The sequence below is a fragment of the Saccharopolyspora montiporae genome (genome assembly GCF_015209505.1).
GTDB classification, from domain to species: domain Bacteria; phylum Actinomycetota; class Actinomycetes; order Mycobacteriales; family Pseudonocardiaceae; genus Saccharopolyspora; species Saccharopolyspora montiporae.
In genome coordinates this window covers 72964-87582 of record NZ_JADEYC010000021.1, presented here as the reverse complement: position 1 = coordinate 87582, position 14619 = coordinate 72964, and the positions used below count along the sequence as shown (strand labels likewise).

The window sequence follows — 14619 nt, the reverse complement described above, 5'->3', positions numbered from 1 at the left end:
CTTTCCACGCCGCCCCGGTCCTCCGAGCCAGCCATGCGCGGCGCCGGGGCCGTCCTGCCGAGGCGGCCGCTGAGAACCCCCGGCGGTGCGGGTTGATCGGTGGGGTGGAAGCGGCCGCCGCCGCTCGGAACAAGCGGTTCCCCGCTGTGCGGGCCCGCCAGGCCTGAATCGTGCCCCTCTGGGAGAATGGACCATGTGGTGACTACCAAGCGCTTGTCCGCCCGTGGTGGCGGGACTCGGGAATCCGGCGGTTCGCAGCGTCGGGCGGAACTTCTGGCGATCGCGGCGGAACTCTTCGCCACGCGCGGCTTCCTGGCCACCACGGTGCGCGAGATCGCCGACGAGGCCGGCATCCTGTCCGGCAGCCTCTACCACCACTTCGACTCCAAGGAGTCGATGGCCGATGAGATCCTGCGCGGCTTCCTGGAGCCGCAGCGCCGCGCCTACCAGCAGGTGCTGCGCGAGGCCACCGATCCGCGCACCGCCCTCGCCGAGCTGGTCCGGCAATCCTTCCGCGCGCTGCAGGACAACCACGCGGCCATCGCCATCTTCCAGAACGAGTCGAAGTACCTGGCCCAGTACGAGCGGTTCGGCTACCTGCGCAAGGCGGCCAACGAGTTCGAGCGCACCTGGACCCGGGTGCTGCAGGACGGTCAGCGCGAAGGCGTGTTCCGCGCCGACCTCGACGTCAAGCTCACCTACCGGTTCATCCGGGACATGGTCTGGACGAGCGTGCACTGGTACAACCCGAAGGGGAAGCTGGCCGCGGAGACGATCGCCGAGCAATACATCAGGATCCTGTGCGAAGGGATCGTCCAGCCGGAGTGAGCCCGGTCAGCACCCGTTCGGCCTCGGCGGCCACCTCGCCGATGAGCTCGGCGCAGGTGGGCAGTTCGTCCACCATGCCCACCACTTGGCCGGCGGGCAGCACCCCGGATTCGGGGTCGCCGTCGACCAGGGCGCGCTTGATCAGCATCGGCGTGTTGGCCGCCAGCAGCACCGTGCTCCACGGCAGGCCCTGCGCCTTGCGCATCGCCTTGCCGTCGGCGAGCAGCTGCCGCCAGGTCATCGACGTCATCGACTTGAACGCGCGGGCTTGGCGCAGCGCGTCCGGCAGTCGCCGCAGCGCCGAGCGCCCCTGCACCCGGTCGGTGAGGCCGGTGCGCAACATCCGGTGCGGTAGACCGTCCACTTCGGACGTGACCAGGGTGTCCGCGGCGCTCGCGGCGAGGTAGCGGCGCTTGACCTCGTCGGGCACCCGGCTCTCCGCGGTGAGCAGGAACCGCGTGCCCATGGCGACCCCGCTTGCGCCGTAGCACAGCGCGGCCGCCAGTCCGCGGCCGTCGAAGAACCCGCCCGCGGCGATCACCGGGATGTCCACCGCGTCGACCACCTGCGGCAGCAGCAGCGTGGTGGCCACCGAACCGGTGTGCCCGCCGCCTTCGCCGCCCTGCACGAGCACCGCGTCGGCGCCCCACTCGGCGACCTTCTCCGCGTGCCTGCGCGCGCCCACCGACGGGATCACCACCACGCCCGCGTCCTTGAGCTTGTCGATGAGCGCGCGCTGTGGGGCCAGCGCGAAGGAGGCGACGGCCACGCCCTCCTGGATGAGCAGGTCGACGCGCTCCTCGGCATCGGCGGCGTCCGCGCGCAGGTTCACGCCGAACGGCTTGTCCGTGCGCTGCTGGACCTCGGCGATCGCCTCGCGCAGCTGCGGCACGGTCATCGTCGCCGAGGCCAGAATGCCCAGACCCCCGGCCTGCGAGGTGGCCGAGACCAGGCTGGGCCCGGCGACCCAGCCCATCCCGGTCTGCACCACCGGGTAGCGGATGCCGGTCAGTGCGCACAGCCGGGTGTGCAGCGGGTCGTCCGCGGTCACGCCGGCACCTCCTCGTGACGCAGTTCCTGCGGGTCCAGCTTCCGGATCAGCTCCAGCTCCCGCTCGGTGGGCAGCCGGGTCTCGGTGACCGCATCGGTGGCCAGGTCGAAGCCGGTGCGCTCGACGACTTGCTCGGTGCTGACCCCGGGATGCACCGAGCGCAGCCGCATGCTCGCGCCGGGGCCGGTGAAGTCGAGAACCGCGAGATCGGTGACCACCACGCGGACGTCGTGGAACGGCGCACCGCAGTCGGCGGCGCGGTCGTGCCCGATCCCGGCGACCAGGTCGACCGACTCGACGAACACGCGGGTGCTGTGCTTGGCCACCCAGTAGTTCGTGGTGTGGTTGACCGAGTTGCCCGGTGCGCCGCGGACCCCGACGAGCTGGGCCTTCGGCCGGTCCCACCCGCCGATGCGCGAGATGTTCTGGTTGCCGTACCGGTCGATCTGGCTCGCGCCCATCATCACCCGGCGGCGGCCGCCCGCGAGCGTGTCCAGCACCTTGCGGTAGGGCATCCAGCCCTCCACCTCGGCGGTGGATTCCTCGCCCAGCGCCGGGGTTTCGGCAATCAGCGCGGCTTCTCCGTCGGTGAGCAGCAGTTCCGGTGCGCTCGTCGAGCGGGCCAACCGTGCGCCCAGGGACGGGATCGCCCCGAACGGCGAGGCCAGCGCCCGTCCGGCGTCGCTGAAGCTGTCCGCGCACGCGACCGCGCACACCTCGGCGCGAGTAGCAGCGGTGCTCATGCCGGGACCTCCTGGTTCTCCTGGAAGGCCGCGACCGCGGCCTGGTAAGCGTCCTCGTCCCCGGACAGGAAGCGGTTCCGGAATTCCTCCCAGGCTCCGTCGGCGGCGCTGGCCGCGTAGTGGCTCTGGAACCGCTCGTCGCGGTCGTAGTCGGGAACGCAGCTGGTGAAGTGGGCCCCGTTGGGTGCGTGCACGACGCCGTCGGCGTACATCCGGTCGATCAGCAGCGATTGCAGCGGCCCCGTGCGCAGCAGCTCGTCGGTGTCCACGACCTGCTCGCAGCTGATGTAGCTGCGCTCGGCCGCGGCGCACATCACGTCGTCGAAGTACGGGTCGGGGCCGAGGTACTGCGCGTTGCCCGACCGGTCGGCCCGGTTGAGGTGCACCAGCGCGACATCGGGTTTCAGCGCCGGCATGGCGATCAGCTCCTCGCCGTCGGAGTACGGCGAGGTGACCGTGCGCAGCTCGGGGTTGAGCGCGGGCACGTCCGAACCGAGCCCCGCCCGGGTGGGCAGGAACGGCAGCCGTGCGGCCGCGGCGCGCAGGCCGGCCAGCACCATTCCCTCGTCGTACTCGGCCACCTGCACCGTTCCCGCCTGCCGCGCGGCGCGGAAGTGCGGGTCCAGCGCGATCGAATCCAGCGAGACGAAACCGAACACGACCTCGCGGACCTTGCCCGCCGCGCACAGCAGACCCACGTCCGGTCCGCCGTAGGAGATGACGGTCAGATCGCGCAGGTCCGAGCGCAGGATCGCCCGCACCAGCGCCATCGGTTTGCGGCGCGATCCCCAGCCGCCGATGGCCAGCGTCATGCCGTCCGACAGCCCGCCGACCACCTGGTCGGCGCTCATCAGCTTGTCTTGCACGGGAATTCCTCTCTGCGGGAAAGTCTCAGGCGCGCCCGGAGCCGTCCACGAACTCCGCGCGGGCGCGGTCGGCGACGCCGGAGAGGTTGAGCTCGAAGGTGAAGCCCTGCTCGAAGCGGTAGCTGCGGTGGACGTCGACCGGATCGATGCCGTTGAGCGCTTCCTTGGCCCGGCGGATCACCACCGGGTCCTTGGCCGCGATCTCGCCGGCCAGCTCCACCGCGGTGGCGCGCAGCTGGTCGGCGGGCACGACCCGCCAGACCGACCCGAAGTGCTCCAGCTGGTGCGCGCTGACGGTGCGCCCGGTGAAGAACAGGGTGCGCATCAGGTGCTGCGGGACGAGTCGGGCCAGGTGCGTCGCCGCGCCCAGCGCTCCGCGGTCGACCTCGGGCAGGCCGAACTCGGCGTCCTCGCTGGCGATCAGCACGTCGGAGTTGCCGGCCAGTCCGATGCCGCCGCCCAGGCAGAAGCCCTGCACCGCGGTGATCACCGGGACCGGGCACTCGTAGACGGCCCGGAAGGCCGCGTAGCAGCCGTGGTTGACCTCGACGAGCTTGGTGTGCCCCGGGTCGGCGGCCAGTTCCTTGATGTCCACACCCGCGTTGAACCCGCGTCCCTCCGCGCGCAGCACGACGGCCCGCGTGGTGGGGTCGGCGCCAGCGTCGCCCACCGCGGTGGCGAGCTCCTGCCAGCCATTGGCGGGCAGCGCGTTCACCGGCGGATGGTCGACGGTGAGCACCGCGATTCCGGATTCGAGGCGTTCGACCTGCGTGCCCATGTCACCTACCGAACCTAGCACTTGTTTGGTTTCCCGGTTACGGTAGCAACACCGGGCAGTGCGATCCAGCACGAGAAATCGCCGGTTCATTCCGGAACCGGCGGGCCCACGTGGACGGGAGGACCGATGATCTGCGCCGACCGGGTGGTCGTGGTGACCGGAGCCGCGCGCGGGCTGGGCCGGGCGCACGCCCTGGAGCTCGCCGAGCAGGGAGCCGCCGTCGTGGTCAACGACGTCGGGGTGGAGCTGAGCGGGTCCGGCGGTGACGACCGGCCCGCGAAGGAGGTCGCCGAGCGCATCGAGGAGCTCGGCGGCAGCGCCGCGGTGCACGGTGCCGACGTCGGCGACTGGCAGCAGGCGCGGGAACTGGTGCAGTTCGCCGTGCAGCGGTTCGGCAGGCTCGACGCGGTGGTGAACAACGCGGGCGTGGTGCGCGACCGGATGTTCGTCAACCTCTCCGAGCAGGAGTGGGACGACGTGCTGCGCGTGCACCTCAAGGGGCACGCCGCGGTGCTGCGGCACGCCGCCGAGCACTGGCGGGACCGCGCGAAGGCCGGTGAGCAGGTGGCGGCCCGCGTGGTCAACACGACCTCGGGTGCCGGATTGTTGGGCAGCATCGGGCAGACCAACTACGCGGCCGCCAAGGCGGGCATCGCCGCGCTGACCGTCAACGCCGCCGCGGAGCTGGCCCGCTACGGGATCGCGGTGAACGCGATCGCTCCGTCAGCGCGCACCCGGATGACCGAGGACGTCTTCGCCGGGATGATGGCCGAACCCGGTGACGGCGGATTCGACGCCATGGCACCGGAGAACGTCTCCCCGCTGGTGGCCTGGCTGGTCAGCGAGCAGTCCACCGGGGTGACCGGACGCGTGTTCGAGGTCGCCGGCGGGCGGATCGCGGTGGAGACCGGGTGGCGGCACGGACCGGCGCGCGAGGCCGACCGCCGGCACGCCGCGGCGGAGATCGGGACCGTGGTGCGCGAGCTGCTGGCCGAAGCGCCGGAGCCGGAACCGGTCTACGGCGCCTGATTCGCCGCCCGTTACCCGCCGGAACGTCCGCGCGTGCCGGTTCGCACGATCTACAATCGCCTGGCCCGAAGCGCACAGGGAACCGGAGGATCGCATGACCAGCGCACCGGATCGGCACGCGTGGACCGAGGCAGGGGTGTTCGAGGTCGCCGACGGCGTGCACCGGATCCCGCTGCCCATGCCCGGCGACGGGCTGCGCGCGGTCAACGTCTACGCGCTGCGCGACGGGGACGGGATCGTGCTCATCGACTCCGGCTGGGCGCTGGACAGTGCCCGGGAGCGCCTGGAATCCGCGCTGGCGCAGCTGGGATCCGGGCTCGACCGGATTCGCCGGTTCCTCATCACGCACGCGCACCGGGACCACTACTCGCAGGCCGTGCAGCTGCGCGCGGAGTTCGGCACCCCGATCTCGTTGGGGGCCGGGGAACTGCCCTCGATGCGCAAGGCACTGGACGGTGACCACTCCGACCAGCCGGACCGGCTGTTGCGCTGGGGCGCCCGCGATCTGCTCGGCCAGCTCGCGGAGTCCTTCGGCGAGCGCAATCCGGAGCGGGACCGGTACCTGGCCGAGCCGGACGAGTGGCTGGCGCCGGACGCGCGCATCGAGCTGGAGTCGCGGACGCTGTGCGTCGTGCCGACGCCGGGGCACACCCGCGGGCACGTGGTGTTCGCCGACGAGCAGGCCGGATTGCTCTTCTCCGGTGACCACGTGCTGCCGCACATCACGCCGTCCATCGGGGCGGAGGTGGCGCGGTCGGCGGCACCGCTGGCCGAGTTCTTGGACTCGCTGCAGCTGCTGGCCGCACGACCGGACGCGCGGCTGCTGCCCGCGCACGGACCGCCTACCGGCAGCGTGCACGAGCGGGTCGCGCAGTTGCTGGACCACCACGAGGCGCGGCTGGACAGCACCGCCCAGGTGGTGCGGGACGGTGCGTCCACGGCCTACGAGGCCGCGCTGCGGCTGGGCTGGACCCGGCGCGAGCGCGCCCTGCTGGACCTCGACCTGGTCAACCAGGTGCTGGCGGTCGGCGAGACCGAAGCGCACCTGGAAGTGCTGGTGCGGCGGGGGGTGCTGCGGAGCGAGGGCGCGGGCCGGCCCGAGCGGTACCGGCCCGCGACCTGATCGGCCCCGGCTGCCCGGGCGGGCTCAGCCGTCGGAACGGCCGGAGCCCAGCAGCAGCCGCACGGTCAGTTCCAGCCGGTTGGACACATCGGAGGCCGAGGATCGCCGGGTCACCCACGCGACCAGGTTGGACAGCCACACGTCGCCGATGACGCGGGCGATGGCCTTCTCCTCCTCGGTGGGATCCTCCTCGGCCATGGCCTTGGTGAACAGCCGCTCGACCAGGGCCGCCACCGTGTCCACTTCGTTGGCCGCGGACGTGTCCGCGAACATGAACGCGCGGGTCATCGCCTCGGTCAGCTGCGGGTTGCGCTGCAGCGCGCGCGTGGTGCGCCCGAGCACGTACATGACGCGCTCGTACGAGTTCTCACCCGGGATGCGCGTGCGGTCGAGCTTGTTCTGCGCGCGCTCGAACTCCCGGGCCAGTCCGGTGACCAGCAGGTGGATCTTGGACGGGAAGTAGCGGTACAGGGTGCCGAGCGCGACGTCCGCCTTCTCGGCGACGGTCCGCATCTGCACGGCGTCGTAGCCGCCCTTGCCCGCCAGGGCGATCGTTGCGTCGATGATCCGCTTGCGGCGTTCGTTCTGGGCCGTGGAACCGGCCTCGTCGTCGTGGAGAGCCTGCAGGACGCTGCGCGAGGTGCCTTCCATCCGAGTCGGTCCCCTCAGTAATCGGTCGTGCTCCGTGTTCGTCGCCACTCGGTACCTCGGTCGACCACCCCGACGGGTTAAGGTGATCGACGTGGTCCGATCGAAACATGTTCCAGTCTACCGAGCCGGTCGACTCGAAGCGGTGTGAGGTGAATCGTGCGAATCGCGCTGCTGTCGTACCGCAGTAAGCCGCACTCCGGCGGCCAGGGCGTGTACGTCCGCCACCTCAGCCGCGGCCTCGCCGAGCTCGGCCACCACGTCGAGGTGCTTTCCGGGCAGCCGTACCCCCAGCTCGACGCTGGTGTGGCGCTGACGCCGGTGCCGAGCCTGGACCTCTACGCGGAGCCCAACCCGTTCCGCACCCCGCGCCCGCGGGAGATCCGCGACGGGATCGACCTGCTGGAAGTCGGCGGGATGTGGAGCGCGGGCTTCCCCGAGCCGCTCACGTTCAGCCTGCGCGCCGCGCGGCTGCTGCGCGCTCGCGCGCACGAGTTCGACGTGGTGCACGACAACCAGTGCCTCGGTTACGGCCTGCTGTCGGTGCAGCGCTCCGGGATGCCGCTGGTGGCCACCGTGCACCACCCGATCAGCCACGACCGCCGGGTGGACCTGGCCAACGCGCGGGGATGGCGGCGCATCGGCCTGCGGCGCTGGTACGGGTTCGTGAAGATGCAGGCCAGGGTGGCGCGGCGGATCCCGCAGCTGCTGACCGTGTCCGAATCCTCGGCCGGCGACATCAGCCGTGACTTCGCCGTCGCCCGTGACCAGCTGCAGGTCGTCCCGCTCGGTGTGGACGCCGACGTCTTCCGCCCGCCGCAACAACCCCGCGTCCCGGGCCGAATCGTGGCCATGGCCAGCGCGGACACCCCGATGAAGGGGATCGGGCCGCTGTTGGAAGCCGTGGCCAAGCTGCGCACCGAGCGCGCGGTGGAGCTGGTGCTGGTCGCCAAACCCATTCCCGGCGGACCCACCGAGCAGCTCATCGACGAACTGGCCATAGGCGATGTGGTGCGCACCGTCAGCGGGATCGGTGACGCCGAGCTCGCCGACCTTTTCGGTTCGGCCGAGGTCGCTTGTGTTCCCTCGCTGTACGAGGGCTTCTCGTTACCCACCGTGGAGGCCATGTCCTGCGCGACCCCGCTGGTGGCCAGCAGGGCCGGGGCGATCCCGGAGGTCGCCGGACCCGACGGCTTGTGCGCCGACCTGGTCACCCCCGGCGATCCCGAGGCCCTCGCGGCGGGCCTGGCCGGCCTGCTGGAGTCCCCGCGGCGCAGGCGGCAGCTCGGCGAGGCCGGCCGGCAGCGGGTGCTGGAGAAGTACAGCTGGAAGTCGGTGGCCGCGGCCACGGTCGACTGCTACGCCGAGGCCGTCGAGCGGACCTCGTACGCCCGCGCGCGCCGGTGAGCGCCGCATTTCGAGAACCCGAGGAGGACTGACGCGTTGCTGACGGTGGATTTCGACAAGCTGGGGGTGCGCCCCGGACAGCGGGTGCTGGACCTGGGCGCGGGTGCCGGGCGGCACTCCTTCGAGCTGTACCGGCGCGGGGCCGACGTGGTGGCCTACGACCAGGACGCCGCCGAGCTGGAGCAGGTCGACGAGATGTTCGCGGCGATGAAGGCCGAGGGCCACGTCCCGGACGGGGCGCAGGCGCAGGCGGTCGTCGGTGACGCGCTGGCGCTGCCGTTCCCGGACGGGCACTTCGACTGCGCGATCGCCTCCGAGATCATGGAGCACATCCCGGACGACACCGCGGCGATGGACGAGCTGGTCCGCGTGGTGCGCCCCGGCGGCCGGGTGGTGGTGACGGTGCCGCGCTACGGGCCGGAACGGGTCTGCTGGGCGCTGTCCGACGAGTACCACGAGGTCGAGGGCGGCCACGTGCGCATCTACACCGCGGGCGAACTCATCGGCAAGCTCGCCGATTCCGGGCTGCGCCCGGCGTTCCACCACCACGCGCACGCGCTGCACGCGCCGTACTGGTGGATCAAGTGCGCGGTGGGCACCGAGAACGACGGCCACCCGCTGCCGAAGCTCTACCACCGGTTCTTGGTGTGGGACCTGATGCAGCGGCCGTGGATCACCCGCACCGCCGAGCGGCTGCTCGACCCGGTGATCGGCAAGAGCCTGGCCGTGTACCTGGGCAAGCCGGGAGCCGCCAGTGCCGCGGGCTGACCTGCCGGCCCTGCCGGGCGTGCTCCGTGCCGAGGACATCGCCCGCACCGGTCGGTCCATCGCCGCGGTGCAGCAGGAATCCGGCGCGATCCCGTGGTTCCCGGGCGGGCACGTGGACCCCTGGGACCACGTCGAGTCGGCGATGGCGATGGCCGTGGCAGGCCTCGCCGACGACGCCGCTCGCGCCTACGAATGGCTGCGCACCACCCAGCGCGCCGACGGTTCTTGGCCGCTGCAGGTGCGCGACGGGGTGGTGGAGGATGCCGCCGCCGACACCAACTTCTGCGCCTACCCGGCGGTGGGCGTCTGGCACCACGTGCTGCTCACCGGGGACGACGCGTTCGCCGCGCGGATGTGGCCGATGGTGCGCGCGGCGGTGGACTTCGTGCTCACCGCGCAGCGCGAGCGGGGCGAGATCGACTGGGCGGTCAACGCGTTCGGCGATCCGGCGGGCGAGGCGCTGCTGTCCGGCTGCTCCAGCATCCACCACGGCCTGCGGTGCGCGCTGGCGCTGGCCGACCGGGTGGGTTCGCCGCAGCCGGGCTGGGAGATCGCGCTGGGCAAGCTCGCGCACGTGCTGCAGACGCACCCGGAGGCGTTCACCGAGAAGTCCCGTTATTCGATGGACTGGTATTACCCGGTGCTCGGCGGTGCGCTGCGCGGCGCGCCCGCCGAGCAGCGCATCGCGCAGCGCTGGGACGATTTCGTAGTCGACGGCCTGGGCGCGCGCTGCGTGGACGACCACCCCTGGGTCACCGGCGCCGAGACCTGCGAGCTGGTGCTGAGCCTGGACGCGATCGGCGCGGACGGCCCGGCCGCCGAGCTGCTGGCCGCCATGCAGCACCTGCGCGATCCGGACGGTTCGTACTGGACCGGGTACGTCTACGCCGACGGCAAGCGCTGGCCGGAGGAGTGCTCGACCTGGACCGCCGGAGCCGTGGTGCTCGCCGCCGACGCGCTGAGCCGGACCACCGCGGCCAACGGCATCTTCCGGGGCCGCGATCTGCCTGCGGGGATGCCGGTGACCGGTGGGCGCTGCTGCACGCTGCAGAACACCTCGCGCGGCTGACGGGTCGGCGTCAGGGCAGCGATCCCGCGCTGCCGGTGGTGCGGCGCAGCACGCGCAGCGAGCCGGTCACCGCGGTCTCGGTGAACGCGCCGGTGTCCAGCGCGCGGCAGTAGATGCGGTACGGGGCCTGGCCGCCGTCTGCGGGATCCGGGAAGACGTCGTGGATCACCAGCGCGCCGCCCGGCGCGACCCAGTGCGCCCACGCCTCGTAGTCGGCGGCCGCCGCGTCGTCGGTGTGCCCGCCGTCGATGAACAGCAGGGACAGCGGCTGCCCCCACATGCGGCCGACCTCCCGCGAGCGGCCGACGATGGCAGTGACCTCGTCCTCCAGGCCCGCCGCCGCGATCGTGGCGCGGAAGCGGCCGAGCGTGTCCAGCCGGCCCGCCGCGGGGTCGACCAGCTGCGGATCGTGGTACTCCCAGCCCGGTTGGTGCTCCTCCGACCCGCGGTGGTGGTCGACGGTCACCACCCGACCACCGGTCACCCGCGACGCGGCGGCGAGGTAGATCGTCGACTTCCCGCAGTACGTGCCGATCTCCGCGGCCACCCCGGTTCCGAGGTGCTGCAGCGCCGCCGCGTGCAGCGCGCGCCCCTCGTGCGGCGGCATGAACCCGGTCGCGGCCTCGGCGGCCGCGGCCAGCTCCGGGGGCAGCGGTGGGTGCTGGGCGTGCTCGACTGCCGGTCCCCGGGTCACTGTGTCCTCCTCGCCGTGCGATGCGCGTTCCGGCGGAAGACTACCTGCTGAACCGGACCGTTCCCGTAGAACCCGTTGCAGTAGCCGCTCAGCAGGTGTTGCCGCACTTGAGGCAGACCATGCCCGCGCCGTCTTGGCGCGGGATCGGCGCGTGATCCCCACCGAACGGGCACTCGTCCATCCGCGGGATGCGGTCCCGCGGCGGGCGGCCGGGCGCGGGGGCGCAGGTGCGCGGGGCCCGTGCCGCCCGGGCAGCCGGGCGGACATCGGAGCGGGCGCGGTCGCAGGGGAGATCCGGGCGCTGCCGGGCGCTGACGGCCGCCGAGCGCTGCGGTGTCCGTCTCGGCGGCCGGTCGTCGGGGTTCGGCACGAAGATCAAGTGTGCCGAACGGCCGGGTCCCCGGCACACCCGCCGTACGGGGGCGGTGGTTCAGCCGGGATCCACCGCGGTATCGATCCGGGCCCGCAGCGCCGCGCAGGAGCCGCCCGCGGTCCCGGTCAGTTCCGGGCACCGCGCCGCGGCATCGCCGGTCCACTGGATGCTGGTGTGCTGCGGGCTGTTCTTGCGCGCGAGGACCCGGGCCCCGCACGTCGTGCATTCCACCGGCCGCAGACCGCCGGTGAGCTGCTCCTCGCGGTCCGCGGCGGTGCGCCTGCGCACCCGGTCCCGCTCGGCGGGCCGGTCGGCGAGGTCCGGTGCCTTCGCCCAGCCGCTCACCGCGCCGCCTCTGCGGGGTCGCCGGCGTCCGCGGCCGCCTCTTGCGCGGCCGCCAGGTTCTCCTGCACTTCGCGCTCCCAGGCCTCGTTGGCGCGCGTGGTGTCCACTTCGAACTCGAAGCGCGCCACCATGTCGTCGGACACCTCGTCTGCGTCGACGTAGAACTGCTCGTACCAGCGGCGCAGCTGGTAGACCGGTCCGTCGTCCTGGCACAGCAGCGGATTGTCGATGCGCGTCTTGTTCCGCCAGATCTCCACGTCCTGCAGGAAGCCTGCCCCGGTGCCTTCGGCGAACTTGGCGGCGAGCTTGTCGGCTTGCTCGTCGGACAGGCCGGGCAGCTTCTTGGCCAAGACGCCCCACTGCAGGACGAACGAGTTGGCCGAGACGGGGTAGTGGCAGTTGATCAGGATCGTCTCGATGACCGTGCCCTTGTAGTCGTTGTACAGCCAGTCGATCATGTAGGAGGGGCCGTAGTAGGAGGCGACCGATTCCAACTTGCTGTCATCGCCCGCGTAGTTGCCGCTGGAGCCGTCGACGTCCGGCCTGCCCTTGGTGTTGAGGTATTGGGTGGCGATGTGGCCTTCGAAGACGTTCTTGAAGTACGTCGGGAACGCGAAGTGGATGTAGAAGAAGTGCGCCATGTCCACGACGTTGTCGATGATCTCGCGGCAGTTGGACCCTTCGATGAGCACGCTGTCCCACGTCCAGTTGCTCCACTCGTCGGAGTCGACCTCCGGCAGGTGCGGGATCGTGACGTCGTCCGGCGGCGGCTTGCCTTCCGGGTCGTTCCACACGAACAGCTGCTTGTTGCGCTCCAGCACCGGCCAGGCGCGGGTGCGGGCGCGCGGTGGCACGCGCCGGGTGTAGGGGATGGAGGTGCACTTGCCGTCCCCGCCCCAGCGCCAGTCGTGGAACGGGCAGGCCACCGAATCGCCCTTGACCGTGCCCTGGCTGAGATCGCCGCCCATGTGCCTGCAGTAGGCGTCGAGCACGTTGAGCCCGCCGTCCTCGCCCTGGAAGACCACGAGTTTCGTGTCGAACGCGGTCACCGCGTGCGGCTTGCCGTCCCGGAAGGTTTCGGCCAGGCCCAGGCAGTGCCAGCCGCGGGCGAACCTGGTCGGTGGAGTACCGACGTCGATCGTGCGGACCTCGTCGTGCTCGTTGGCTGCCGCCGTCATCTGGATCCCTCCGCGCTCGCGATCCTCGGGGGTGTCACCGCCCCTCGATTCTAGTGGAACATGTTATAGATTGCAGGCCCTTGTGCGCCACACCCCGTGCGAAGTACGCGATTCGCCATCGAGAACCTGTTCTTCATCTGCGCCGCACCCCGGAAGATCGAGAACGAGTTCTCGATGCCTCGCGTGCTGCACCGGAGCGCACCGCGCTGCACCAGGAGGCCGGTGTGGCCACTCGGCCGATAGCGCTGTTACAGGGGTTTACTGCGGCATACGAGGTGTGCTTTTCTCGTGATGCCTGCGGTTTCGGCAGGCTACTCCGCCTGGCCGGCAGGCGCCGGGGCCGCGAACGCGCTGCCGTTGCCGCCCACCATGGCCGAGGCATGGATAGAACAAGTTCCACCTAATTGTGGTCGCGCGGTCGATCAGGAGGTAGCCGTGGTAGCACCGAGCGTTCCGGAAGGCTTCGACTTCACCGATCCAGATTTGCTTGCCGAACGGCTTCCGCTGCACGAGTTCGCCGAACTGCGCCGCACCGCACCGGTGTGGTGGAACGCCCAACCCAACCGGTGCGCGGGCTTCGACGACGAAGGCTTGTGGGTCGCGAGCAAGCACGCCGACGTCAAGGAGATCTCCAAGCGGACCGACATCTTCTCGTCTTGGCAGAACACGGCGATCACCCGGTTCACGGCGGACATGACCCGCGACCAGATCGAGCTGCAGCGGTTCATCCTGCTCAACATCGACCCACCGCAGCACACCAAGCTCCGCAAGATCGTGCAGCGGGGGTTCACCCCGCGGGCGATCAACAGCCTGGAGGCGGCGCTGCGCGACCGCGCCGCGCAGATCGTCGCCGATGCCCGGTCCTCCGGCAGCGGTGACTTCGTCACCGACATCGCCTGCGAACTCCCGCTGCAGGCCATCGCGGAACTGATCGGCATCCCGCAGGAGCACCGCCGGGACATCTTCGACTGGTCGAACCAGATGATCGGCTACGACGACCCGGAGTACGACGTCCAGCCGGAGACGGCGGCCACGGAGATCCTCTCCTACTTCACCAACATGGCCGAAGAGCGCAGCAAGTGCCCGATGGACGACATCGCCACCAAGCTCATCCAAGCCGACGTGGACGGCAATGGGCTCTCCTCCGACGAATTCGGCTTCTTCGTGATCCTGCTGGCCGTGGCCGGCAACGAGACGACGCGCAACGCCATCACGCACGGAATGCACGCGTTCCTGGAGCACCCGGACCAGTGGGAGCTCTACAAGCAGCAGCGCCCCTCGACCACCGCCGACGAGATTGTGCGCTGGTCCACTCCGGTGATCGCCTTCCAGCGCACCGCGCTGGCCGACACCGAACTCGGCGGTGTGCACATCAGCGAGGGCGACCGGGTCGGCATGTTCTACAGCTCGGCCAACTTCGACCCGGACGTCTTCGATGAACCGGACAAGTTCGATATCACCCGTGATCCGAACCCGCACGTCGGCTTCGGCGGCACCGGCGCGCACTTCTGCCTGGGTGCCAACCTCGCGCGCCTGGAGATCGACCTCATCTTCAACGCGATCGCCGACCAGATGCCCGACATCAGCAAGGCCGCCGAACCACGCCGGCTGCGCTCCGGATGGCTCAACGGGATCAAGGAATTCCAGGTCCGGTATGCCTGAGCAGCGCGGGCCGTTCTCTGGGTAGTGCCAGGAGCGAAACCTCAGCGGTGCGCGGGC

The 14619-nt window shown here is 71.0% G+C and carries 15 protein-coding genes; 7 read left to right on the top strand and 8 right to left on the bottom strand.

Features of this window, described 5'->3' with window-relative positions; genetic code table 11:
- Window positions 1-198: 198 nt before the first annotated feature.
- Window positions 199-828, top strand: coding sequence for a TetR/AcrR family transcriptional regulator (locus IQ251_RS13675; RefSeq protein ID WP_370591384.1), 630 nt, complete (start codon window positions 199-201; stop codon window positions 826-828).
- Here the strand turns inward: IQ251_RS13675 and IQ251_RS13670 are convergent.
- From IQ251_RS13670 to IQ251_RS13655, 4 genes are read right to left on the bottom strand one after another with little or no spacing between them, the layout of a single operon-like run.
- On the bottom strand, window positions 791-1861 hold the full coding sequence (locus IQ251_RS13670; RefSeq protein ID WP_193929020.1) for an NAD(P)H-dependent flavin oxidoreductase: 1071 nt from the start codon (window positions 1859-1861) through the stop codon (window positions 791-793). The genes IQ251_RS13675 and IQ251_RS13670 overlap by 38 nt on opposite strands.
- A gap of 14 nt (window positions 1862-1875) precedes the next feature.
- Complete coding sequence (locus IQ251_RS13665; RefSeq protein ID WP_193928940.1) at window positions 1876-2622, bottom strand: CoA-transferase subunit beta; 747 nt, start codon at window positions 2620-2622, stop codon at window positions 1876-1878.
- Window positions 2619-3488, bottom strand: coding sequence for a CoA transferase subunit A (locus IQ251_RS13660; protein WP_193928939.1), 870 nt, complete (start codon window positions 3486-3488; stop codon window positions 2619-2621). The genes IQ251_RS13665 and IQ251_RS13660 overlap by 4 nt, the downstream gene beginning before the upstream one ends.
- Window positions 3489-3513: 25 nt before the next feature.
- Entirely contained in the window at window positions 3514-4266 is a 753-nt protein-coding gene (locus IQ251_RS13655; protein WP_193928938.1) for an enoyl-CoA hydratase family protein, read from the bottom strand.
- 126 nt (window positions 4267-4392) lie between these two features.
- Here IQ251_RS13655 and IQ251_RS13650 point away from each other — a divergent pair, with 126 nt between their 5' ends.
- Window positions 4393-5295 (top strand): SDR family oxidoreductase, encoded by a 903-nt coding sequence (locus tag IQ251_RS13650; protein WP_193928937.1) that lies wholly within the window; start codon window positions 4393-4395, stop codon window positions 5293-5295.
- A 94-nt stretch (window positions 5296-5389) separates the two neighbouring features.
- Window positions 5390-6418 (top strand): MBL fold metallo-hydrolase, encoded by a 1029-nt coding sequence (locus IQ251_RS13645; protein ID WP_193928936.1) that lies wholly within the window; start codon window positions 5390-5392, stop codon window positions 6416-6418.
- Window positions 6419-6442: 24 nt separating this feature from the next.
- Here IQ251_RS13645 and kstR read toward each other — a convergent pair whose 3' ends face one another.
- On the bottom strand, window positions 6443-7069 hold the full coding sequence (kstR, locus tag IQ251_RS13640) for a cholesterol catabolism transcriptional regulator KstR (protein ID WP_193928935.1): 627 nt from the start codon (window positions 7067-7069) through the stop codon (window positions 6443-6445).
- A gap of 156 nt (window positions 7070-7225) precedes the next feature.
- Here kstR and IQ251_RS13635 point away from each other — a divergent pair, with 156 nt between their 5' ends.
- Genes IQ251_RS13635 through IQ251_RS13625 form a run of 3 tightly spaced genes read left to right on the top strand, consistent with a single transcriptional unit; the run spans window position 7226 to window position 10310 of the window.
- Window positions 7226-8473, top strand: coding sequence for a glycosyltransferase family 4 protein (locus IQ251_RS13635; RefSeq protein WP_193928934.1), 1248 nt, complete (start codon window positions 7226-7228; stop codon window positions 8471-8473).
- Window positions 8474-8518: 45 nt separating this feature from the next.
- Window positions 8519-9241, top strand: a complete 723-nt coding sequence (locus IQ251_RS13630; RefSeq protein ID WP_370591398.1) for a class I SAM-dependent methyltransferase — start codon at window positions 8519-8521, stop codon at window positions 9239-9241.
- Window positions 9228-10310, top strand: coding sequence for a prenyltransferase/squalene oxidase repeat-containing protein (locus IQ251_RS13625; protein ID WP_193928932.1), 1083 nt, complete (start codon window positions 9228-9230; stop codon window positions 10308-10310). Before IQ251_RS13630 ends, IQ251_RS13625 begins: the two co-directional genes overlap by 14 nt.
- Window positions 10311-10320: 10 nt before the next feature.
- Here IQ251_RS13625 and IQ251_RS13620 read toward each other — a convergent pair whose 3' ends face one another.
- The 3 genes from IQ251_RS13620 to IQ251_RS13610 form a co-directional block, all read right to left on the bottom strand.
- Window positions 10321-11004 carry a class I SAM-dependent methyltransferase gene (locus IQ251_RS13620; protein ID WP_370591383.1) on the bottom strand — a complete coding sequence of 228 codons (684 nt, stop codon included), beginning with the start codon at window positions 11002-11004 and terminating at the stop codon, window positions 10321-10323.
- A gap of 430 nt (window positions 11005-11434) precedes the next feature.
- Complete coding sequence (locus IQ251_RS13615; RefSeq protein ID WP_193928930.1) at window positions 11435-11722, bottom strand: hypothetical protein; 288 nt, start codon at window positions 11720-11722, stop codon at window positions 11435-11437.
- Window positions 11719-12900: a 3-ketosteroid-9-alpha-monooxygenase, oxygenase component gene (locus IQ251_RS13610; RefSeq protein ID WP_193928929.1), complete on the bottom strand. Its 1182-nt coding sequence runs from the start codon at window positions 12898-12900 to the stop codon at window positions 11719-11721. Before IQ251_RS13610 ends, IQ251_RS13615 begins: the two co-directional genes overlap by 4 nt.
- 435 nt (window positions 12901-13335) lie before the next feature.
- Here IQ251_RS13610 and IQ251_RS13605 point away from each other — a divergent pair, with 435 nt between their 5' ends.
- Window positions 13336-14562 carry a cytochrome P450 gene (locus IQ251_RS13605; RefSeq protein ID WP_193928928.1) on the top strand — a complete coding sequence of 409 codons (1227 nt, stop codon included), beginning with the start codon at window positions 13336-13338 and terminating at the stop codon, window positions 14560-14562.
- The last annotated feature ends 57 nt before the right edge of the window (window positions 14563-14619 follow it).